Raw genomic sequence first — 21,660 nt, forward strand, 5'->3', positions numbered from 1 at the left:
CCGCGCCGAAGTCGGCCGCCGGTCGGGACCATCCTAGAAAGCTAAGCAGAAGCTCCGCGCACTTTCTTGCCTAGCGGTTAACCAATCGTGAGAAAGTCCCCAGACGCAATCAGCGCATGCCGAGGTTCTGCGCCGCAGGAAGCTCCGGGCTCTGCTGGGCTGCCTGCACGAGCCCGAGGGCCTGCGGCAGGGTCAGGGGCAGCTTGCACCGGGCCGACAGCGACTGCAGCGGCGACTGCAGGCGTTGAAGGTCCGAAGCAACCTGCGGGTTGGCGTCGAAGTACGCCTTCAGCGCGGCGAGTGACTGCGGCCCTTCCTGCTGTTGCGAGATCGCGGTGATGGCTTGGTTGGTCTTCGGGTTGGCCTCCAGATAGTTGCCCGTGTAGGTGGCCACCTCCGCCACCGTTCTGGCGACCTCGCTGGCCGCGCACGGATCCGGTGCGGCCACCGCCGTCGGACTCCACACCATGGTTGCTCCGGCGGCGCACACGGCGACGGCGGCGACCCTGACTGGCTGCATGACGAACTCCTAACAGTTCGCTAACGCCGCAGTCGTTCGGCAAATGGACTGCGATCATTAACGGTGTCGTTGTGCGAGGTCCCCGACCCTGTACTTCTGGAAACCACATACTGCCATCGCCTCGGCCCGGCCAGCCACCGCAGCGGCCCTCACGCAGGCATTAGAGCTGCATGAGGCATTGCTGGCAGGGTCGTCAGGGACGGTTGTCCCACAGCGTCCTGCTGTACGCTTCCGCTACGAAAAGCCGGGGAGAAAGTGGGGAGTTCCCATCCAGCAGTTCATGATGCGCGTGAGCAGCAACCTGCGCAGGTTCCGCTGGGCAGTGTTCGCGGTCTGGCTGTTGCTACTGGTGCCCTCGGTGTATCTGGCCATGAACCAGAGCGGCAACCTCACCGGCGGCGGCTTCGAGGTTGCGGGCTCGCAATCGCTGTACGTGCAGCGTCAACTCGAGGCACAGTTCCCCGACCAGGGTGCGTCCCCGCTGGCGCTCGTCGCCTCGCCGCGCGCGGATGCGTCGTTCGAGGACATGAACCAGGCCGTCGCGCGCTTGGAGCGGCTGGCCGCCGAGGTGCCCAGCGTCACCGTGATGCCGAACCCGGCCCAGCCGCCGCCGCAACCCGACCGCCCCTACGTCATCACTCTGCAACTGGGTTTCGAGAACACCGGCGCGGTCGACATCGCCAAGCAGCTGCGCGAGAAGGTCGGTGTCAACGGTGAAGAACCGGGCGAGCTGGAGAACGGCAAGGTCCGCCTCTACGTCATCGGCCAGGGCGCGCTCGGCGCCGCCGCGACGGAGGCCACCAAGCACGACATCGCCCAGGCCGAGAAGTGGAACTTCCCGATCGTCCTGATCATCCTGCTCGCGGTGTTCGGCTCGCTGGCCGCCGCGGCGATGCCGCTGCTGCTGGGCATCTGCACCGTCGTCGTGACCATGGGCGTGGTCTTCGTCCTGTCGATGTACATGACGATGTCGGTGTTCGTGACGTCGACGGTGTCAATGTTCGGCATCGCCGTCGCGATCGACTACTCGCTGTTCATCCTGATGAGGTTCCGGGAGGAACTGCGCGCCGGCCGGGAACCCGAGGACGCCGCCGACGCCGCGATGGCGACGTCCGGCCTCGCGGTGGTGATGTCGGGGCTGACGGTCATCGCGTCGGTCACCGGCATCTACCTGATCAACACACCGGTCCTTCAGTCGATGGCCACAGGCGCGATCCTGGCCGTCGCCATCGCGGTTCTGACGTCGACGACGCTGACGCCCGCGGTGCTGGCCACCTTCGGCAGACGAGCGGCCAAACGGTCGTCGTATCTGCACTGGGGCCGCGGCGTCGAGGCGACGCAGTCGAAGTTCTGGACACGCTGGACCGGCTGGGTGATGCGCAGGCCGTGGGTGTCAGCGCTGGCCGCCGCGGCGCTGCTGCTGACGTTCGCAGCGCCCGCGTTCTCGATGATGCTGGGCAACAGCATGCAGCGGCAGTTCGATGCCACCCACGAGATCCGCGGCGGCGTGAACGCCGCAGCCGAGGCGCTGGGCCCCGGTGCGCTGGGACCGGTCCGGGTCCTCGTGACGTTCCCCGACGGCAACGCCGCGTCCGCACCCGCCAAAGAGCCCCTGCTGCAGGCGCTGAGACAGAAGATGTCCGAGGCGCCCAACACGGTCTCGGTGTCGCCGCCGGTGTTCGGGACCGACTACCGCAGCGCCCTGCTCTCGGCGGTCCTGTCGGTCGATCCCGAGGACATGGGGGCGCGCGACACCATCGACTGGCTGCGCGAGCAGCTGCCACCGGTCGCCGGTGACGGGGCCCGCATCTCCGTCGGCGGGCCGACCGCGCTGATCAAGGACTTCGACGACCGGGTCTCCGAAACCCAGCCGCTGGTGTTCGCGTTCGTCGCGCTGATCGCGTTCGTGATGTTGCTGGTCTCGATCCGCTCGGTGTTCCTGGCGTTCAAGGGCGTCCTGATGACGGTGCTGTCGGTGGCCGCCGCATACGGCTCGCTGGTGGTGGTGTTCCAGTGGGGCTGGCTGCAGGACCTGGGCTTCGAGAAGATCTCGTCGCTGGACAGCACGATCCCCCCGCTGGTGCTGGCGCTGACATTCGGCCTGTCCATGGACTACGAGATCTTCCTGCTGACCCGGATCCGGGAGCGCTTCCTGCAGACCGGCAACACCCGTGACGCAGTCGCCTACGGCGTGTCGACCAGCGCCCGCACCATCACGAGCGCGGCACTGATCATGATCGCGGTGTTCATCGGCTTCGCGTTCGCGGGCATGCCGCTGGTCGCCCAGCTCGGGGTGGCGTGCGCGGTGGCGATCGCGGTGGACGCCACGGTGGTCCGCCTGGTGCTGGTGCCCGCGCTGATGGCGATGTTCGACGAATGGAACTGGTGGCTGCCGCGCTGGCTGGACCGCATCCTGCCGTCGGTCGACTTCGAGAAGCCGCTGCCCAAGGCAGACATCGGCGACCTCGTCATCATTCCCGACGACATCTCGGCGCTGGCGCCCTCCGGCTCCGATCTCCGCACCGTGGTGAAGTCCGCCGCCAAGTTCAAAACCCTTGCGCCGCAAGCGATCACCGTCGCTGATCCACTCGCGTTCAGCGGCTGCCCGCCGTATCACAAGATGACCGGCACCCGCGTCGGGCGCGACGAACGCGTCACGGCCGCGGTGACAAACCGGGCGCACGGCAAGACCGTCGCGGTCAAGCTGCCCAAGCATCCGGTGACGATGTGGCGGGGCAGGCTCGACGTTGCGCTCGACGCGCTGGCGGTCGAGCGTGCCGCTCCCGACAACGGCCGCATCGAGCGGATCGCACCGATGGAGACCACCAACGTGCTGCTGCCCACCGGTGACCGGCTTCAGATCCCGACCGGAGCCGAGACGCTGCGGCTGAAGAGTTTCCTGATCATGGAGCGCAACGTCGCGCACGATTACACCGATTTCGCCGAGCTGGTGGATTCGATGGACACCAACACCGCGGCAGAAGTGCTGGCAGGCATGGACCGGTACTACGCTGGACCATCGGCGCGCGGGCCGCGGGCGACCGCCCATCAGGGACACTGGGTGGCAACACAGCTGGTGCGCCGACTGGCCGAGCCCGCGCCGTCTGACGGACCGGACATCGCGGCGGCCGGAGCAGACGGAGAGACCGAATGGGCCAGGGTGAGGCAGCGCTGCCTCTCGGTTGCGGTGGCGATGCTGGACGAAGCGAGGTGACCTCGAACTTGACCAAGCCCCCTGAGATTCGAGGGGCTGCGGACGCTTCGACGCGCAGTCGCGCCGTGCCCCCTTCCGTCGACAACCGACCGGTGGAGTTCTGGCCGACCGCTGCGATCCGGGCGGCGCTGGAGAGCGACGACCTCAATGTGTGGCAGCGCATCGTCGTGGCGATCAAGCGCGATCCCTACGGGAGGACCGCACGTCAGGTCGAGGAAGTGCTGGAGACCGCCCGCCCTTACGGGGTGTCGCGAGCCATGTCGGAGGTGCTGATCCGCACCCGTGAGCACCTCGAGGCCAACGAGTGCGCCGAGGTGGCCCGCCACGTCCACCTGTTGTTGGAGCGCTCAGGTCTGGGCGAGCAGGAGTTCGCCTCACGCATCGGCGTGCCCGCCGAGCAGTTCGCCGCCTACCTGCGCGGCAGCGAGAGCCCCGCGGCATCGCTGATGATCCGCATGGGCCGGCTCTCCGACCGCTTCGCCAAGATGCGTTCCCAGCGCAACCGCGACTAGATCGTGGCCCATCTGCTGATCCCTGGTGCGGGCGGCAGCGCCTGGTACTGGCACCGCGTCGTCCCCCTTCTGGAACAGGCCGGGTTGGCGGTTATCGCTGTCGACCTGCCCGCCGACGACCCCGAAGCCGACCTGCTGACCTACGCCGACGTCGCGTCCGTCGCGGCGATGGACGCCGACGGGCCGCTGACGATCGTCGCGCAGTCGCTGGGCGCCATGACGGCGCCGATCGTGGCCGAGCGGCTGCCGACAGCGTCGTTGATCCTGCTCAACCCGATGGTCCCGGCTCCCGGGGAGGCGCCGGGCAACTGGTGGGTCAACACCGGGCAGAAGGAGGCGCAGATGGACTACTTCCGCGAGATCGGGATCGGCAGAGACGAATTCGACGCCGTGGAGGACTTCTTCCACGACGTGCCCGCTGAGGTGCGCGACACCGCGCTGAGCCGATCGGAGCCCGAGCAGTCGGACGGGCCGTTCATCGAGCCGTGGCCGCTGCCCGACTGGCCGGCAGTGCCCACGCGCGTGCTCGCGGGCAGCGAGGACCGGCTGTTTCCGCTGGAGTTCCAGCGGCGGGTGGTCCGCGATCGTCTTGGGCTGGAGGTCGAGGTGGTCCCCGGCGGGCATCTAGCGGCGCTCAGCCACCCCGAGGCCATCGCGGCAGCGCTACTGGACTAGCCGCCGCCCATCGATCACAGCCCTGGCTTCTCACTCGTGAAAACGCAGGCTGAGCACGTGCCCGGTCACGAGCCCGTCGCCGAGCAGTCGGCCCATCTCGTCGGATTGTTCCTCGGCCAGTTGCCACGGCCGCTTGTGCCCGTGCCTGCGTTGCAGAGCTTCCTCGACGGCGTCCATCTTCGACTGCCACTGTTCGGGGATTTCCGTCAGGTCGGCGGTTTTCACCCTGCTCGCGATGGTCAGCCCGGCGTCGAAGAGAAGCTGCTGCAGCGAAGCCTCGGTCGGGAAGCGGTTGCCCTCGGGCTGATCCTGCGGTGACAGCTGCTCCTCGGCGAGGAACACGAGGAGCCCGATACGCCCGGGAGCCCGTACCACGCGCCGCAACTCGGTGAGCAGACCCGACTGATCCGGCACGGTGCACAGCACGCCGAGAGACCATGCGGCGTCGAAGATGTCGTCGCCGAACGGCAGCTTCGACGCGCTGGCCTGCGCCGCGGGCCACCCGAACAGTGATCGGGCCGCCCGGCACGCGCCGCCCTCGGGGTCGACCAGCACGGGTTCGACAGCGCGCTGCTGGACGGCGTACGCCGCAGGACCGCCGACCCCGGCGCCGCAGTCCAGGAACGACTCCCCGGCCCCGAGTGCGAGTTCGTCGACGAGCCAGTCAAGTGCGGCCGGGTTGCCGCTGCCGCGACAGCCCGCCGGGGTGTAGAAGTCCGGGCCGAGGTCTCGGGCCACCTCCGCGGTCCATTCGGCGACGGTGTCGAACTCGGCCGACATCGCCTCACCCATTGCTTCGCACCCACTCTCGAATACGTTGTCCCACTTCGGCCTTGATCTCCGCCCCGACCCGGGTGCCCGCACCCGAGGCCAGACCGGAAATGTTGACGCCGACCACCCCGTCGATGCCGAGCAGGGCCCGGGCTTCGTCCACCGCCGCCGAGATGCCGGCCTCGCGCGGATCGGGTGCGGTCAGGATCGAGCGCACCACCGCGTCATCGAGGGCCAGGCCCGGAAGTCCCTGCAGTGCCGCGGCGGAGGCCTCGTCGGTCAGCACCGCGACCGCCGCGAGCACCGGAATCGTCAGACCGGCCTCGCGGGCGGCAGCCATGAACTGCGCGACCATCGCCGGGGTCGACACATGGTTCAGGACGGCCACGCCGGCGCCTGCCCGCTGCTTGTGCACCAGTCGCTGCGGTCGCTGCGAAACCGGCGGGGCCGTGGGGGTTTCGGGAACCGCGGTCGTCATCGCCAGTGACGCGGCCAGCGACACCAGTCGTGGCCCGTCGAGGTCGAAAGTCTGCGTCACGTCGGGGCGCACGTCGTAGGCGCGCCCGTCGCCGGTCACGCACAGCACCGTCTGTACCCCGACGAGTTGCAGTCCGCGCAATTCCTGTTCGAGCACCACCCGGTTGCGGTCCCGGCACGACAGCGTGATCCACGGTTCGACACCGCTGTCGAGCAGCGTGCTCGCCGTCAGGACCGGTGGGAAGTCGGGGCGGTTCTGATGTTCGCCGACCAGCACCGCGTCGCACGTTCCGGAGAGGGCCGCGGCCGTCGCGGTCATGTCGTCCAGGTCGAAAGGGAGGCTACTGAAGTCGGTGAGGACCAACGGGGCGCTCACGGCGCGCGGCTCGGGGATCAGACCTTCCCAGGGGACGACGTCGGGGAACACGCACGGCCCGGCCCGCATCTCACATTGCCCGTCGGGTCGAACCCCACCGCACGGGCCGAACTGCATGCGCTTCGGGCAGTCCAGCGTGCAAACCTGCGTCAAGGCAGCACCCCTTCCCTCCAACGTCTGGCCCAAGGGTGTTCCCACTCCCGGCCGGTTTAGTCCCGGCGGGCCGGAGCGTGGCTGGGTGGTCAGCGGGAGTGGATCGGCGAGACGTCTTCGACAACCCAGCGGCCGTCGGTCTTCGACAGCGCGACCCGCAGCGCGAGCACCGCGGTGTCGGGCCGCTTCCCGGGCGAAGACTGCGTGCCGCGCAGGATGACCGCCACACTGGCCGCGTCGGGACCGATGGCCTCGACGCCCGCCGATACCGTGCTGGCCTGGGCCGATACGTTTCGGCTGCCCAAATCCTTTGCCACCGCCGCGAACTCATTCTTGAACCGCTCGGCGCTGGCAGGCGACATCATGCCCGCGGCGCGGTCGATCGACGAGGTCGGGTTTTGCGGCGTGAACGTCGCGGAGGCCTCCGCGACGCTGCTCGCGATGCCGGTCACCTCGGCGCTGTCGGCGTTGAGCGTGCGGTCGGGGACCGTCCACTTCACGTAGCCGACGACCGCCGCAGCCACCAGCGCAGCCGTGGCCGTCCCGACGACCGCCAGCCGCAGCCCGGGTCCGTCGTCGTCGGTGCCGACCGTGACGGCGTCGCGACGTGCGAGCGCGAAGTTCACCACGACGCCTTCGACGACGAGGACGCAGAGCACCGAGCAGACCGACACCCACCACAGCGGCCAGGCCAGGGCAATGCCGATGTACACCAGCGCGAGCACCGCCGCGAGCGGCGCCAGCACATCGAATGCGAGGACGCGCAGCCGATTCCTCATCGGATGGGCTCCAACCGCGAGATGAGCAGCTTGCCGTCGACGTCGGTGACGTCCAACCGCAGCGTCCAGCGCACCGTCTGAGGCTCTTCGGTGCCGGAGTTCTCGCTCAGAGAGGTCGCGATCACCATGACGGTGTCGGTGCGCGACGAGAAGCCGGCCAGATCCGCCTCGGGCGGCGGTTGAGCGCCGGGCTGGTCGTGGTGGATGGTCTCGATCGCCACGGAGTCGACCTGGCCGGTGGTCGTCGACTGCAGGGTCTGAACCAGCCTGCGGAAGGGCTCCACGCTGGTCTCGAAGTCCGCGTTGAGCTGCCCGACGGTGCCCTCGTGGAGCTTGGCCATGTCGGCGTCGACGGTGTCTTTGTTCATGTTGATCAGGACGCCCGTCCACTCCGCGGCCACCTGCAGCACCTGGGTGCGGTATCGGAGTTCGGCGGTCTCGTCCCGGTGCCCGGACCACACCATGGCCGCCAGCACGACGGCGATGAGCGCCACCACCCCCAGCACGGCCGAAGCGACGCCGAAGCCTGTGAAGACCCCGTGGACGCCGCCACCACGCGGTTCGTGCTCGGGGACCTGCTCGTCGTCGGGCATGCGCGTGAGGGTACCTGGACGTTTCTGGCACGCTGGTGGGGTGACGTTAGAAGCTTCCCCGAATCTCCAGTCCGGCATCGACCTGCGCTACGTCGACGCCGATGTCCGCCCACAGGACGACCTGTTCGGTCACGTCAACGGCCGCTGGCTGCGCGAATACCAGATCCCCGGCGACCGGGCCACCGACGGTGCCTTCCGCACGCTCTACGACCGCGCCGAGGAGCAGATCCGCGATCTGATCACCGAAGCGGCTGACGCCAACGCTGCTGAAGGAACCGACGAGCAGCGCATCGGCGACCTGTATGCGAGCTTCATGGACGAGCAGACGGTGCGCGCGCGTGGCCTGCAGCCACTGCTCGACGAACTGGCCGCGATCGACGCCGCCGACTCGCGCGACGCCCTGGCCGGGGTGCTCGGCTCGCTCCAGCGCAGCGGTATCGGCGGTGGCACCGGCCTCTACGTCGACACCGACTCGAAGGACTCGACGCGCTACCTGCTGCACCTGAGTCAGTCAGGGATCGGCCTTCCCGACGAGTCCTACTTCCGCGACGAGCAGCACGCCGAGATCCTGGCCGCCTACCCCGGGCACATCGCGGCGATGTTCGCGCTGGTGTACGGCGGCGATCACGCGCAGACGGCGACGAAGATCGTCGCGCTGGAGACCAAGATCGCGGCCGCACACTGGGATGTCGTGAAGCGCCGCGACGCCGATCTGACCTACAACCTGCGGACGTTCGCCGAGGTCGTCGACGAGGCACCGGGCTTCAACTGGCAGGGCTGGCTGGGCGGGCTCGGTGCTGACCTCTCCGGGGGCCGGAGCGGGCCGTCCGAAGTCGTTGTGCGCCAGCCCGATTACCTGACCTCCTTTGCCGCCCTGTGGGCCGACGAAGACCTGGAGGACTGGAAGAACTGGCTGCGATGGCGCGTCATTCACGGCAGGACGTTCCTGCTGACCGACGAGCTCATCGCCGAGGACTTCGCGTTCTACGGCAAGTTACTGTCGGGCACGGAGGAGATCCGCGAGCGCTGGAAGCGGGGCGTCTCGGTCACCGAAAGCCTGATGGGTGAGGCGCTGGGCCGCCTCTACGTCGAGCGTCACTTCCCGCCGCAGGCCAAGGCGCGGATGGACGAACTGGTCGCCAACCTGCGTGAGGCGTACCGCGTCAGCATCAACACGCTGGACTGGATGACCCCGCAGACGCGCGAGAAGGCGCTGGCCAAGCTCGACAAGTTCACGCCGAAGATCGGCTATCCGAACAAGTGGCGGGACTATTCGTCGCTGGTGATCAAGCGTGACGACCTGTACGGAAACTACCGGCGCGGCTATGAATTGGAGTACGACCGCGATCTCGCCAAGTTGGGCGGACCGGTGGACCGTGACGAGTGGTTCATGACGCCGCAGACGGTCAACGCCTACTACAACCCGGGCATGAACGAGATCGTGTTCCCCGCCGCGATCCTGCAGCCTCCGTTCTTCGACGCCGACGCCGACGACGCCGCGAACTACGGCGGCATCGGTGCGGTCATCGGTCACGAGATCGGCCACGGTTTCGACGATCAGGGCGCCAAGTACGACGGTGACGGCAACTTGGTGGACTGGTGGACCGACGACGACCGGGCCGAGTTCGGTTTGCGAACAAAGGCTTTGATCGAACAGTACGAGCAGTTCACGCCGCGCGGACTCGATCCTGCCCATCATGTGAACGGGGCCTTCACGGTCGGCGAGAACATCGGAGATCTGGGCGGGCTGTCGATTGCGTTGCTGGCCTACAAGCTTTCGCTCGACGGCGCGGAGGCGCCGGTGATCGACGGGTTGACCGGCGAGCAGCGGGTGTTCTTCGGCTGGGCGCAGGTGTGGCGTACGAAATCCCGTGAGGCCGAAGCGATTCGGCGCCTCGCGGTAGACCCGCACTCACCTGCGGAGTTCCGCTGCAACGGGGTGGTCCGCAACATGGACGCGTTCTACGATGCGTTCGGGGTCAGCGCCGACGACGAGCTGTACTTGGAGCCGGATCGTCGCGTGCACATCTGGAATTGATGCGCTGAGCGCCGGAGATCACGCCGGCAGGAAGTAGATCAGTCCAGGAACCGCGCGCGGACTTCCGGTGCCGGAATGGGGCACGTGTCGTGAGTGCCGAAGATCCGGTAGCGCACCCGCGCGAAGCCGTCGTAGAGAGCGTCCCGCACGGCGGCAGGGACGACACCTGCCACCCGCAGCACCCGCCACGGGCCACCGAGGTAGCCGGCGACACAGAGCGCGGCATCCGATTTGACCGCCACCTCTTCGTCGAACTGACCCGGCCTCTCGACGAACACCACAGAGTCCACCCCGGCCAGGAACGGGTGCCGATCGATCACGCCGCGGGCGAAATCGCTGTCCAGTGCGGCGAAGCGCAGGCTGCCGTGTGGGTCGAGTCGAAGGATGGTCTGCACTGCGCTGTTACAGACACCGCAGATGCCGTCGTAGAGAAGTACGGGCGCGGCCTGGGTTTTCACGTCGATCTTCGGGTGGCTCATGTGTACCTCCTTGTACCAGTCACGGGGTTCCCCCGGTGCCGGTAAAGATGCCTACTGTGACCGACGGAACGCCGCGTCAGCGCGAGCGCAGGAACGGCCGCAACGCCAGCAGGTATCCGGCCAGCAGAGCCAACGGGGCGGCCAGCGGCAGCCACGCCACCTGCACGGGCAACGCGACGGCGACGGCCACCACCACCGCGAAGCCGACAGCGAACGCCATCGTCGGGACGGTCGGATCGGTATGGCGCAACACCAGATACACCGCCGCGGCCAGGCCGGCGAGCAACGTGTGCATCGGCGCGGAATCGGCGAGCACCACCGTCGCGACCGCCAGCAGTACCGCGACGGTGGCCGCAGGCCGCCACCATGCCGACGCGACCACGGCCGCCACCGCCACAACGGCGACCACGACCGCGGGACCGTCAGCACGGAACGCCGCGGCTCCGACCATCAGGAACCCGAAGGCCGACGACAGCAGCATCCTGGTCATCGGCGCGACCTGTGGACGGGCACCAGCGCCATCGCCTGATCCAAGGTGGCGTCACCCGGCCAGGCCACGATGTCGACGCCGACGGTTGCCATGTCGCGGTACATGAACGATCGCTGCATCGACCACATGCGGTGCACCAGCGGGTCGTGGTCGCCTTCGACCGGACTGCCCACGAGGACGTCGACCGCGACCACCGGGTGCCCCCGCTTGCGCAGATCGATGAGCGCCAGCGCGAATTCGGTGTCGAGCATGGTGGAGAACGCGATGACGATGGCCCCGGTGGGCACGGCGGGGTTGGGCGCGAGGGTGCCCGTCGCGGTCTCGTAAGTGTCTGCCGCACCGAGCATCGTGTCGAGGATTCGATAGAACTGCCGCTGCCCGATATCGGCGCCCAGCCACCGGGTGTTGCGGCTACCGAGGGCGACGAGGCCCGCCCGGTCGCCGTAGCGCAGCGCGCTCTGGACCACCTGCGCCGCACCTCTGGCTGTCCGCTCGGTCGCCGCGGTGGCCGGCCCCGGCGGCTGCGGATAGGTGTCGACGAGCACGACGACGTCGGCGGCCCGGTCGGTGATTCGCTCGGTGACGTGCAGCGCGCCGCGTCGCGCGCTGACCGGCCAGTTGACAGTGCGCAACTGGTCACCGGGAACGTAGGGCCGGATATCGGCGAACTCCACACCGGGACCGGTGTGCCGGGTGAGGTGGGTGCCGAGCCGGTCGAGCAGATCGGTCCGCGGGATTCCGGTGGATTGCGGTGGTGCGACGGGAAACACGCAGATCTCCGCGGCATCGGCGGTGCCCGTCCCCTCAAGGAGCCCGCCCCTGCCGCTGACCCGCACCGTCGCCCTGATCGGGTAGCGCCCCCAGCGGGCCGTCCGCACGGTGACGGTTGCTGCGTCGTCGCACAGTTCCATGCCGGTAACCGCCGTGCACGCCAACGACACGGGCGTGCCGTCGTCGGCACTCGCCGTCACCCTCACCTGCGACTGCTCGTCCTCGAAACACCGTTGGAACGCCGGGTTTCCGTCGACGACGACAGACGGCACCTGGCGCTGCCAACCGGTGGAGCACAGCACCCCGACCAGTGGCACCGCGAACGCGACCAGCTCCCACCTGCCGGTCACCAGCGCGGCGGTGATGGCGACGGCTGCACAGGAGGCCACAGACCTGGTCAGACTAGAAGCACGCCAACGCAACTCGACGGCGGCCATACTCAGCGCGCCCTGGGCACCGGTGTGCGCCGCAGCAGTTCCTCGACGACATCGGCACCCTGGACCTTGCGCACCCACATCTCCGGTCGGAGGCTGATGCGGTGCGCCATCGTCGGCACGGCAAGGGCTTTGACGTCTTCGGGGATCACATAGTCGCGGCCGAGCAGCAGTGCACGCGCCCGTGCGAGCTGGACGAGGTCGAGCTCGGCCCGGGGACTGGCCCCGACCGCGACCTGCGGGTGCTGCCTACTCGCGGCGGCCAGTGAGACCACGTACTGCACAACATCGTCGTGCACGCTCACCTGCTCCACCGACTCCTGCATGTGCAGCAGGTCGGCCGCGTCGACGACCTGGCGCACCGTCGCCGGCGCCGAGCCGCGGTCGAGCCTGCGCCGCAGCATCGTGGCTTCTTCGGGTTCGGACAGATATTTCAACTCCAACCGGATGGCGAACCGGTCGAGCTGCGCTTCGGGCAGCGGGTAGGTGCCCTCGTACTCGATCGGATTGTCGGTCGCGAGAACGAGAAACGGCTCGGGCAACCGGTGGGTGACGCCGTCGATGCTGACCTGCCGTTCGGCCATCGCCTCCAGCAGTGCGGCCTGGGTCTTGGGCGGGGTGCGGTTGATCTCGTCACCGAGCAGCAGGTTGGTGAAGATGGGGCCGCGACGGAACTCGAAGCGGCCCGACTGCATGTCATAGATCGTCGACCCGAGCAGGTCGGCGGGCAGCAGGTCCGGGGTGAACTGGACGCGGGTGAACTCCAGGCCGAGCGCTGCGGCGAAAGACTTGGCGATCAACGTCTTTCCCAGGCCCGGGAGGTCCTCGACCAGCACGTGGCCGCGGGCCAGCACCGTCATCAGGATCAGGTTGAGCGCGCCGCGCTTGCCGACGACAGCCCTGCCGATCTCGTCGAGCACCGATTCGCAGCGCTCGGTGGTGACCGCAGGTGTGCTCACAGCCGCTCCAGCCGCGCGAGGATGTCGTCGAGCGTGCGGCGACCCGGTCCGGGCTCCTGTCCGCCCGAGCGGGCGATGTTGTCGGGGTCCACCCACTGCCACAGCTCGTCGCCGAACACCATCCGGCCGGTCGCCTCAAAGGATCTGACGTCCTTGCCTTTACGCCGTCCGGCGGCGAGCTCGAATTGGCGCGCGAGCATCGGGCGCAGCCGGCGGTCCCAGTCGGCGCGAGTGGATTCCGACCACGAGATCAGCGTTTCGGTGCGTGACAGCCAGCGACGCACCGCGGCTGCGGCGTCATCGGCGACAGCGTCCTCCTCCAACGCCGCCTCGCGGTCCATCCGCGCCAGGACCGCGACCAGCACGCACGCCAGAGCGCCGCCGGTGACGGCGACGACGACTTCGCGCTCCAGCTGCGTGAACGCGAACGCCTGCACGCCGACGATCAGAAGTACGCCTGCGGCAATCACTTTCGTCATGGCACTGCCTGCAGTTCGCGCTGCACCGCGCGCAGAGCGCGTACCGCATGAGCACGATGCGATTCGTTCATCACGTGCGGGCTGAACCGGGCCTCTTCGAACAGGTCGACCAGTTCGGTGGCGCTGCCGGCCTGCAAGGCATGACGTTCGATGGCACGGGCCAGCACCTCGGACGGGGTGTCGGAAGCTTGTGGCGTGGTGCCCGGAGACTTCTCCAGTTCGCGCTCCATCGCCAGATAGCACGCGATGATCGCCTCACGCGGGTCGCGGTCGGGGTCGTCCATCTCGGCCAGACCGAGTTCGGCGGCGCGGGCGAGGTCGGGTTCGGCAGCCAGCGGCGGCTTGGGTGTCGCGGAGGCAGCAGGCGGTGGCGAGATGGCGATACGTCGGCGGCCGAACACCGTCGCGCCGATCGACAGCAGAACCAACACGATCGTCGCCGTCGCAAGGACCGCGAACATGTTGCCGCCGTCATCTGCCGGAGGCGGGCGCTGCTCCCCGCCGGCGTCGTCCGGGGGTCCCGGCGCGGGTGCCCCGGGATCGGCGGTCGGAGCATCATCGAGGACGGTGGGCGACACCCACCGCATCAGCAGAAGCAACAGCAGCGACCAAGCGAGCAACACGATCGTGGCGATCGCCAGCGACCGCCAGGGCAGCCTGCCACGGGCGCCGCTCCACCGCCGTTGAGGTTCGCCCTGACCGGGCCGCGCCGGGCGCCGAAGCGCTTGGGACAGAATCGAGATCGCGATGACGGCGATCGACACGGCCAGCATGACGACGACCGCGACGACGCTGCCGGAGCCGGCGCCGGGATCCACAGGATCGGGCGGTCGCTGCGCGCCGGGCAGGTAGCCGCGCAGGGCGATGGTGGCCAGTGTCATGAGCACGATCACCGCGATCGTGCGTCCCACTGCCCTGTCGTCGCCAGTCATCGCCCCTCTCGGTGCCATCGTGGCACGGGAGGCGCGCCGCGTGGCGCGAAAGGGTTACCCCGTCAGAACATTTGCCAGTCGGAAGCGCCGTCGGGCTGGTTGTAGATGCCGCCGTCGGTGTTCTTGATCACCACCGCGTCGCCGCTGCCGAAGTTCTGCCGGAACCAGGCAGCGTCCTCGGCGCTGAGGTTGATGCAGCCGTGGCTGACGTTGCTGTAGCCCTGCGAACCCTCCGACCACGGCGCACCGTGGACGAAGATGCCGCTGTTGTCGATGCGGACGGCGTCCTTGACCTTCAGCTTGTAGCCCTCGCCGGACGGGTCGTCGACCGGGACACCGTAGGTCGAGGAATCCATGACGATGGTGTCGAACTTCTCCAGCACGTAATAGGTGCCGTTCTTGGTGTCGTAACCGGGCTTGCCCATCGAGACGGGGAACGTCTTCTCCAAGACACCGTCGCGCATGACCTCCATCTGCTTGGTGTCGTTGTCGATGGTCGCGACGAGCTGTTCAGGCACGCTGAAGCTGGACTTGGTGCCCGCGGCGTCGATGTTGACGACGGTGCCGGCCGGCCAGAAGTCCTGCGGGCGCCAGCGCACCTGGGTGTCGCTGGTCCAGTAGAACCGGCCCGGAACCGGCGGGACGGACGAGATGTGGATCGCGTCCTCGGCCATCTGCCGGTTCGCGATGGGGCGCTGGAAGTTGATGTAGATCGGCTTGGCGGCGCCGACGATCGACCCGTTGGTCGGGTTGAACGACGGCGGCACGAACGGCGGCTGACCGACGAACGGGGTCGGGTTCTGTCCGGCGGGGGTGCCCTCCGGGATCGCCATCGGCTGGCCGGGGATCGTCGGGAACGGATCGTCGGCCGTCGGTACCACGGGGGCCGGGGGTGCGAACGGGTTCGGGAAGACGAACGGGTTCGCCGGCGGCGGCGCCGGTGCGGGGACGGGTGCCGGAGCAGGGGCTGGTACGGGCTGCGCAAGCGCCGACGGCGCCCCGATCGTCAGTCCCGCGACCACACCCGCCGTCATCAGCAAGGCGATGAGCCGTCTCCTGTTTCGCTGCCGCATGCGTTTACCTCCAGTCCAGCGACTGACCCCAGTGTGGCACAGCACCAAGATCGTTCCTGCTGGCGAACGCATCCGCCGGACCCCGGCGCCCTCTGTACCGAGGGCCTTGACCTGCACTGATCATCGTTTGAGGGGACTCAGGCGTTACGCAGGCCACCTTAGAAGGTGAGACTGGACGCATGATCGTCGCCTTCAGCATCAGTCCATCCTGCGCAGATGAGACCGGCGGGGTCGGTGATGCCGTCGCCCAAGCGGTCCGCATCGTGCGGGCGTCAGGGCTGCCCAACGAGACAAACGCGATGTTCACCAACATCGAGGGTGAATGGGACGAGATCATGGCCGTCGTCAAGCAGGCGGTCGACGCTGTGGCCGCCGCATCTCCCCGGGTCAGCCTGGTGCTCAAGGCCGACATCCGGCCCGGCTTCACCGGGCAGCTCACCGCGAAAGTGCAGCGCATCGACGATGCGCTCGCCTGAATCGCCTACGCCGGACGGCGTCTAGTCCGAATAGTCCCAGGACCGGGTCCTCACAGGTGCCACGCAGATGTAGACAACGCCCGGCCTGGGTTCGGTGGGCCATTCGGATTCGGCCACACCCCTGGAACGTGCTCCTTCACGGGCAAGCTGCAGGGTTTCACTCGGTTCGCGAACGATGCGGGCGTGACCCTGCACCATCACTCCCCGGATGTCCGCCATCGTGGAGCCGGCCTCGACCATGACACTCGCCTTCGAGTTGGACTCGACGTTGGCAACTTTGTGAGTGCCGTCTCGGACGCCCATGACGATGTTGCGCCCCGATCGGAAATAACCGAGGGGCACGGTGTGGGGGAACCCATCTCCGTCGATCGTGGTCAGGATGGCCCAGCCCGGCCGCTCGTCGAGAAGCGTCTCAATCTGTTCGTCACTGAGTTTCCGTGGCATGAACCACGCTAACAAGAGCGGCGTCGAGGACGCGGACATCACCATCCCGGACAGACCGTGCCGCGCGACGGCGATCTCGCGCACCTGCGCGCGGGATAAATGCCCGACGCGTCCTTCTCACAACTTGAGATCGGTAGACACTCCAACCACGTCAACTGGTGCGGTCGGGAACCAACCTGGAAGGACCACCCATGCTCGGACGCTCCCCCGCGGGGTTAGCGAAACTCTCCATCCCTGTGCTTGCCGCATTACTGCTCGCGGGATGCTCGCAGGACCCCGCCGATCCCCCCGCCTCGACCGTCACCGTGACCCCGTCGACAAGCGCGGCGCCGTCGACTCCCACAGTCTCGGCCACACCCGCCCAATCGGAGACGCCGACGGCAGCCCCGGCGCCCACCCCAGCACCCACCGCGGCGACTGAGCCGGGCGTCATCCCGCCGTGCTCGGATGCCGCGCTCGCCGTCAGCGCGGGCCCCGTCGAAGAGGTCGACACGCTACGTCGCGTCGCCATCTCGTTCACGAACACCTCGTCGCAGGTGTGCGGTCTGGTGAGCTACCCGACCGCAGAGCTGCTCGGCGGGCCCGGCACCGTGCTGGTGCACGTGACCAAGCGACCTGCCAACGCCGCACCGCGCCTGACGCTGCAGCCCGGCGACGCCGCCGGCGCGGACGTGCAGACGTCCACCATGGACAGCACCACCGGCGAAAAGTGCGGACGCACAGGCACATTGGCAGTCACTCCGCCGGACAACACCCAACAGCGGGTGCTCGACGTGTACCTGCCGATCTGCGACGCGACGATCAGCGCGGTCGGCTGATCCGTTCGAGCAGTTTCAGGAACGGACGAGACGGGCGATCGCGGCCGACGCCTCGGCGAGCTTGGCGTCGGCCTCGGCGCCACCCGCGGCGACGGCGTGAGTCACGCAGTGACCCAGGTGTTCGTCGAGGAGCCCGAGCGCAACCGACTGCAGCGCGCTGTTGACGGCGCTGATCTGGGTGAGGACGTCGATGCAGTATTTGTCCTCGTCGATCATCTTGGCGATGCCGCGCACCTGGCCCTCGATCCGGCGCAACCGCTTGGCGTAGTTCTCTTTCTGCGCCGAGTAGCCGTGCTCACCGACGGCGACATCCTGATCTGCTTCGCTCTGGGCCGCATTGTTCGCTCCGCCCTGGGCCGCAATGTTCGCTCCGCCCTGGGCCGCAATGTTCGCTCCGCCCTGGGCCGCAATGTTCGCTCCGCTCACGGCATCCCCTCCAGCATCTGCTTCATCTGCGCGATCTGCGGTTCCAGTCCCACCTTGATCGCCTTGGCGATGGCGATGGCATCCACGTTGGCCCCGTCGGCAACCTCGTCGTCAGCGATGACGACGCCACCCTGGAGCTGGCCGATCATCGACTGCAACCACAGTCTGTCGAACTCGGGGCCCCGCAGCGACCCGAGCCTGGCGACCGTCGCGTCGTCGACCATGCCCGGAATCGACGGCTCCAGAGGGTCGTCGCCGGAGTCGGGGTCGGTGCGGGCCTCCGGATTCTCGTTCCACTGCACCAGAAAGACGTTGAGGATGTTCAGCTCCGGCTGGTGCGTGGCGACGATCTGCCCGGCGAGGGCGAGGAGCTCGGGATTGGTCGAACGCTCCGAGGCCATCGTGGACAGATCGATGGCCTGCGCGTGGTGCGGGACCATGGTTTCGGCGAAGGCGATGTCGGCGGCGTTGTAGCCGGCCGGAGTACCCGTGATGACGGGTGACTCGGGAATCCTGGGATCCCCCGTCGGGTCACTGGACGCCTCTCCGCCACCACCGCAGCCCGCGAGCAGAAACAGCACGGACAGCGCCGCGATCAGGCGAACGACGATCGGCGTCATGCGCACAGCGTACTAGTACCCCTCGGGGGTATCCACCAGGGTTTTACCGCCGATGACGCTGGCGCATAATCACCCAATGCCCTCAGACTCCCGCGAGATAGACATCAAGCCGCGCAGCCGCGACGTCACCGACGGCCTCGAGCGGACCGCCGCCCGAGGAATGCTGCGCGCCGTCGGCATGACCGACGACGACTGGGCCAAGCCTCAGATCGGTGTCGGCTCGTCGTGGAACGAGATCACGCCCTGCAACATGTCGCTGCAACGGCTGGCCCAGGCCGTCAAGACCGGTGTGCACGAGGCGGGCGGATATCCATTGGAGTTCGGCACGATCTCGGTGTCCGACGGCATCTCCATGGGCCATGAGGGAATGCACTTCTCGCTGGTGTCGCGGGAGGTGATCGCCGACAGCGTCGAGACCGTCATGCAAGCCGAACGCATGGACGGTTCGGTACTGCTCGCCGGCTGCGACAAGTCGATCCCCGGCATGCTGATGGCCGCGGCCCGGCTCGATCTGGCCAACGTCTTCCTCTACAACGGTTCGATCATGCCGGGCACGGCCAAGCTCACCGACGGAACCGAGAAGGAAGTCACCATCATCGACGCCTTCGAGGCGGTCGGTGCGTGTGCGCGCGGGCTGATGTCGCGCGAGGACGTCGACATCATCGAGCGCGCCATCTGTCCGGGCGAGGGTGCGTGCGGCGGTATGTACACCGCCAACACGATGGCGTCGGCGGCCGAAGCGCTCGGAATGTCGTTGCCGGGCAGCGCATCCCCGGTCGCTATCGACAAACGTCGCGACGAGTACGCCCGCCGGTCCGGTGCGGCCGTGGTCGAGATGCTGCGGCGCGGCATCACCGCCCGCGACATCCTGACCAAAGAAGCGTTCGAGAACGCAATCGCGGTCGTGATGGCATTCGGCGGGTCCACCAACGCGGTGCTGCACCTGCTCGCGATCGCCTGGGAGGCCGAGGTCGAACTGACGCTGGCGGACTTCACGCGTATCGGCCAGAAGGTGCCGCACCTGGCTGACGTGAAACCGTTCGGCGCATACGTGATGAAGCACGTCGACGAGATCGGCGGTGTACCCGTCGTGATGCGGGCGCTGCTCGATGCCGGCCTGCTGCACGGTGATTGCCTGACGGTGACCGGCAAGACCATGGCCGAAAACCTGGCCCACATGGAGCCGCCGGATCCCGACGGCAAGGTGCTGCGGGCGATGAACAATCCGATCCATCCCACCGGCGGCATCACGATCCTGCACGGGTCGCTGGCCCCGGAGGGCGCGGTCGTGAAGTCGGCCGGTTTCGACTCCGACGTGTTCGAGGGAACGGCAAGGGTTTTCGAGCGCGAGCGGGCGGCTCTGGACGCGCTGGAGGACGGAACCATCACGCACGGCGACGTCGTCGTCATCCGCTACGAAGGTCCGAAGGGCGGGCCGGGGATGCGCGAGATGCTGGCGATCACCGGCGCCATCAAAGGTGCGGGCCTGGGCAAGGATGTGCTGCTGATGACCGACGGTCGGTTCTCCGGCGGGACGACGGGCCTCTGTGTGGGCCACATCGCGCCCGAGGCGGTCGACGGCGGGCCCATCGCGTTCGTGCGCGACGGCGACCGGATCCGTCTCGACGTCGCGAACGGCACGCTCGACATCCTCGTCGACGAAGCCGAATTCGAGTCGCGCAAAGCGGGTTTCACCCCGCTGCCCCCGGTCTACAAGACCGGTGTGCTCGCCAAGTACACCAAGCTGGTCGGCTCGGCGGCAGTGGGTGCGGTCTGCACCTAATTGGTGGTCGGTGGCGGCGGCTCGAAGGGGTGGTACCACTTCCATTGGGCGCGTTCACCGGTGGGCCCGGGGTAGGGGGCGACCGTCGGTGGGGGTGTCGTTGGTGGGCGGGCCAGCGACCCGCGCCGCATGACCTCGCCGTCGCCATCGGGGACGGTCAGACGGTGAGCCGGCCCGGCGATAGTGATGTCGCCCCTGTGGTGCGCCCGATGATGGAAGGGACAAACCAGGGCCAGGTTATGCAGTTCGGTCTCCCCACCGTTCTCCCAGTGGACGAGATGATGGGCGTGTAAACCCCGTGTGGCGCCACAACCGGGAACCACACACGTGCCGTGGTCCCGACGCTCCAGCGCGCGACGCAGCCGACGGCTGATCGTGCGGGTGGCCCGCCCCGACCCGATCGGTTGACCGTCGCGTTCGAACCAAACTTCGCAGGTCGCATCGCACAGCAGGTAGTGGCGGTCGTTATCGGACAGCACCGGCCCCAGATGCAGGTTGGCGACCGACTTTTCGACATCCAGGTGCACGATCACGGTGGTGCGCTGACCATGCGGGCGACGCGCCACCTCAGCGTCCCAGCCCGTCTCGATCAGGCTCACGAACGCGTCCTTGGCGGTCGGAAACGGCGGCACCCCCGCGCCGGCATCGGCATCGGCATCGTCGCCAGCGTCGGCGTCTGCGTCAGCATCGGCACGGTCGCTTTTCCAGTCCGCGATCAACCCCTCCCGGTGCGACTCCAGCGCCGCGTCGACCTTCGCGGCCTCCAGGTTGTGCACCCGAATCCGATACGTCGTGTACTCACCTTTGACCGACTTCGACATCGAAGGCCCGGGCTCCGGCTTCGGCTCGGGAACCGGTTGAGGCTCCAACGCCACCGCCGTCCGCAGCTGCGTCACCGTCATGCTCTCCGCCAAACACAGATAGTGTGCATCCGAACCCGGACCTGACCTGCCGGCAATGACCTCCACCTGATCCAACGACAGTCGACCCTCCCGCAGAGCATCGGTGCAGCGCGGTAAATCCTCCGCACGACCCGCAACCGTCATCACCGATTTTGCGTTATGCGGTGACACCCCGAGCTTCCAGGCGATCAACTCGACCATCGACTTGCACCCCGTTGTGGCCCACAACCCGTCGTGATCCAACTCCCCCGCGATCTCCACGATCCGACCGTCGATCGCATTACGCTGCCCCGCCAACTCCGACAGTTCATCGAACAACGATTCCAACCGCAAACCACGAGGGGGACTCGGCTGAAAAGACGGAACACTCGACGGCCGCATAACACCATCGTGCCAACGGGGTCCGACAAAAGAGCGGCTACAACGCCGAAAGTGACTCTACGGCTGCGATTTTGGCGAATTCACG

23 protein-coding genes are annotated in these 21,660 nt (G+C 67.9%); 7 read left to right on the forward strand and 16 right to left on the reverse strand.

Annotated features, from left to right (window positions below; all coding sequences use genetic code 11):
* Nucleotides 1–109 precede the first annotated feature (109 nt).
* The gene (locus tag AWC12_RS28220; RefSeq protein ID WP_085178194.1) at nucleotides 110–520 is read right to left on the reverse strand and encodes a hemophore; all 411 of its coding nucleotides are present in this window, start codon (nucleotides 518–520) and stop codon (nucleotides 110–112) included.
* 280 nt (nucleotides 521–800) lie between these two features.
* Between AWC12_RS28220 and AWC12_RS28225 the strand changes: the two genes are divergently transcribed.
* The 3 genes from AWC12_RS28225 to AWC12_RS28235 are packed head-to-tail and all read left to right on the forward strand — an operon-like array spanning nucleotide 801 to nucleotide 4,921.
* Nucleotides 801–3,734 carry an MMPL family transporter gene (locus tag AWC12_RS28225; RefSeq protein ID WP_085178195.1) on the forward strand — a complete coding sequence of 978 codons (2,934 nt, stop codon included), beginning with the start codon at nucleotides 801–803 and terminating at the stop codon, nucleotides 3,732–3,734.
* Between the two features lie 8 nt (nucleotides 3,735–3,742).
* Nucleotides 3,743–4,246 (forward strand): XRE family transcriptional regulator, encoded by a 504-nt coding sequence (locus tag AWC12_RS28230; protein ID WP_412093778.1) that lies wholly within the window; start codon nucleotides 3,743–3,745, stop codon nucleotides 4,244–4,246.
* 3 nt (nucleotides 4,247–4,249) lie between these two features.
* Complete coding sequence (locus AWC12_RS28235) at nucleotides 4,250–4,921, forward strand: alpha/beta fold hydrolase (RefSeq protein ID WP_051226970.1); 672 nt, start codon at nucleotides 4,250–4,252, stop codon at nucleotides 4,919–4,921.
* Between the two features lie 30 nt (nucleotides 4,922–4,951).
* On the opposite strand, the gene AWC12_RS28240 is transcribed toward AWC12_RS28235, so the two are convergent.
* From AWC12_RS28240 to AWC12_RS31265, 4 genes are all read right to left on the reverse strand, one after another.
* Entirely contained in the window at nucleotides 4,952–5,713 is a 762-nt protein-coding gene (locus AWC12_RS28240) for a class I SAM-dependent methyltransferase (protein WP_085178196.1), read from the reverse strand.
* Complete coding sequence (locus AWC12_RS28245) at nucleotides 5,706–6,698, reverse strand: methylenetetrahydrofolate reductase C-terminal domain-containing protein (RefSeq protein ID WP_165762865.1); 993 nt, start codon at nucleotides 6,696–6,698, stop codon at nucleotides 5,706–5,708. Before AWC12_RS28245 ends, AWC12_RS28240 begins: the two co-directional genes overlap by 8 nt.
* An 89-nt stretch (nucleotides 6,699–6,787) precedes the next feature.
* A complete protein-coding gene (locus tag AWC12_RS28250; protein WP_085178197.1) occupies nucleotides 6,788–7,477 on the reverse strand; it encodes a hypothetical protein in 690 nt (229 codons plus the stop codon).
* Complete coding sequence (locus AWC12_RS31265; protein WP_420087755.1) at nucleotides 7,474–8,148, reverse strand: hypothetical protein; 675 nt, start codon at nucleotides 8,146–8,148, stop codon at nucleotides 7,474–7,476. Before AWC12_RS31265 ends, AWC12_RS28250 begins: the two co-directional genes overlap by 4 nt.
* Between AWC12_RS31265 and AWC12_RS28260 the strand changes: the two genes are divergently transcribed.
* A complete protein-coding gene (locus tag AWC12_RS28260) occupies nucleotides 8,111–10,108 on the forward strand; it encodes a M13 family metallopeptidase (protein ID WP_085178199.1) in 1,998 nt (665 codons plus the stop codon). The two genes, AWC12_RS31265 and AWC12_RS28260, sit on opposite strands and share 38 nt — an antisense overlap.
* Nucleotides 10,109–10,146: 38 nt before the next feature.
* Here the strand turns inward: AWC12_RS28260 and AWC12_RS28265 are convergent, their stop codons facing one another.
* The 7 genes from AWC12_RS28265 to AWC12_RS28295 form a co-directional block, all read right to left on the reverse strand.
* Nucleotides 10,147–10,587 carry a thiol-disulfide oxidoreductase DCC family protein gene (locus AWC12_RS28265; RefSeq protein WP_085178200.1) on the reverse strand — a complete coding sequence of 147 codons (441 nt, stop codon included), beginning with the start codon at nucleotides 10,585–10,587 and terminating at the stop codon, nucleotides 10,147–10,149.
* A 76-nt stretch (nucleotides 10,588–10,663) separates the two neighbouring features.
* On the reverse strand, nucleotides 10,664–11,077 hold the full coding sequence (locus AWC12_RS28270; RefSeq protein ID WP_085178201.1) for a hypothetical protein: 414 nt from the start codon (nucleotides 11,075–11,077) through the stop codon (nucleotides 10,664–10,666).
* On the reverse strand, nucleotides 11,074–12,285 hold the full coding sequence (locus tag AWC12_RS28275; RefSeq protein WP_085178202.1) for a DUF58 domain-containing protein: 1,212 nt from the start codon (nucleotides 12,283–12,285) through the stop codon (nucleotides 11,074–11,076). The genes AWC12_RS28270 and AWC12_RS28275 overlap by 4 nt, the downstream gene beginning before the upstream one ends.
* Before the next feature lie 2 nt (nucleotides 12,286–12,287).
* Nucleotides 12,288–13,241: an AAA family ATPase gene (locus tag AWC12_RS28280; protein ID WP_085178203.1), complete on the reverse strand. Its 954-nt coding sequence runs from the start codon at nucleotides 13,239–13,241 to the stop codon at nucleotides 12,288–12,290.
* Complete coding sequence (locus AWC12_RS28285; protein ID WP_024449576.1) at nucleotides 13,238–13,720, reverse strand: hypothetical protein; 483 nt, start codon at nucleotides 13,718–13,720, stop codon at nucleotides 13,238–13,240. The genes AWC12_RS28280 and AWC12_RS28285 overlap by 4 nt, the downstream gene beginning before the upstream one ends.
* Nucleotides 13,717–14,652 carry a DUF4129 domain-containing protein gene (locus AWC12_RS28290; RefSeq protein WP_085178204.1) on the reverse strand — a complete coding sequence of 312 codons (936 nt, stop codon included), beginning with the start codon at nucleotides 14,650–14,652 and terminating at the stop codon, nucleotides 13,717–13,719. Before AWC12_RS28290 ends, AWC12_RS28285 begins: the two co-directional genes overlap by 4 nt.
* 62 nt (nucleotides 14,653–14,714) lie before the next feature.
* Nucleotides 14,715–15,725 (reverse strand): L,D-transpeptidase, encoded by a 1,011-nt coding sequence (locus AWC12_RS28295; RefSeq protein WP_085178205.1) that lies wholly within the window; start codon nucleotides 15,723–15,725, stop codon nucleotides 14,715–14,717.
* Between the two features lie 179 nt (nucleotides 15,726–15,904).
* Between AWC12_RS28295 and AWC12_RS28300 the strand changes: the two genes are divergently transcribed.
* Nucleotides 15,905–16,201, forward strand: a complete 297-nt coding sequence (locus AWC12_RS28300) for a thiamine-binding protein (RefSeq protein ID WP_085178206.1) — start codon at nucleotides 15,905–15,907, stop codon at nucleotides 16,199–16,201.
* 21 nt (nucleotides 16,202–16,222) lie between these two features.
* Here AWC12_RS28300 and AWC12_RS28305 read toward each other — a convergent pair whose 3' ends face one another.
* A complete protein-coding gene (locus AWC12_RS28305) occupies nucleotides 16,223–16,645 on the reverse strand; it encodes a pyridoxamine 5'-phosphate oxidase family protein (protein WP_162562287.1) in 423 nt (140 codons plus the stop codon).
* Nucleotides 16,646–16,836: 191 nt separating this feature from the next.
* Here AWC12_RS28305 and AWC12_RS28310 point away from each other — a divergent pair, with 191 nt between their 5' ends.
* A complete protein-coding gene (locus tag AWC12_RS28310) occupies nucleotides 16,837–17,463 on the forward strand; it encodes a DUF4232 domain-containing protein (RefSeq protein ID WP_133057390.1) in 627 nt (208 codons plus the stop codon).
* Nucleotides 17,464–17,478: 15 nt separating this feature from the next.
* Here AWC12_RS28310 and ricR read toward each other — a convergent pair whose 3' ends face one another.
* Together ricR and AWC12_RS28320 are read right to left on the reverse strand one after the other, a co-directional pair.
* On the reverse strand, nucleotides 17,479–17,826 hold the full coding sequence (gene ricR / locus AWC12_RS28315; protein ID WP_085178241.1) for a copper-sensing transcriptional repressor RicR: 348 nt from the start codon (nucleotides 17,824–17,826) through the stop codon (nucleotides 17,479–17,481).
* Between the two features lie 59 nt (nucleotides 17,827–17,885).
* A complete protein-coding gene (locus tag AWC12_RS28320) occupies nucleotides 17,886–18,509 on the reverse strand; it encodes a DUF305 domain-containing protein (RefSeq protein WP_085178209.1) in 624 nt (207 codons plus the stop codon).
* 52 nt (nucleotides 18,510–18,561) lie between these two features.
* On the opposite strand from AWC12_RS28320, the gene ilvD reads away from it, so the two are divergent.
* Nucleotides 18,562–20,292, forward strand: a complete 1,731-nt coding sequence (gene ilvD, locus AWC12_RS28325; protein WP_085178210.1) for a dihydroxy-acid dehydratase — start codon at nucleotides 18,562–18,564, stop codon at nucleotides 20,290–20,292.
* Here the strand turns inward: ilvD and AWC12_RS28330 are convergent.
* Nucleotides 20,289–21,575 (reverse strand): HNH endonuclease signature motif containing protein, encoded by a 1,287-nt coding sequence (locus tag AWC12_RS28330; RefSeq protein WP_085178211.1) that lies wholly within the window; start codon nucleotides 21,573–21,575, stop codon nucleotides 20,289–20,291. The genes ilvD and AWC12_RS28330 overlap by 4 nt on opposite strands.
* Nucleotides 21,576–21,660: the final 85 nt, after the last annotated feature.

Source organism: Mycolicibacterium iranicum (genome assembly GCF_002101705.1).
GTDB classification, from domain to species: domain Bacteria; phylum Actinomycetota; class Actinomycetes; order Mycobacteriales; family Mycobacteriaceae; genus Mycobacterium; species Mycobacterium iranicum.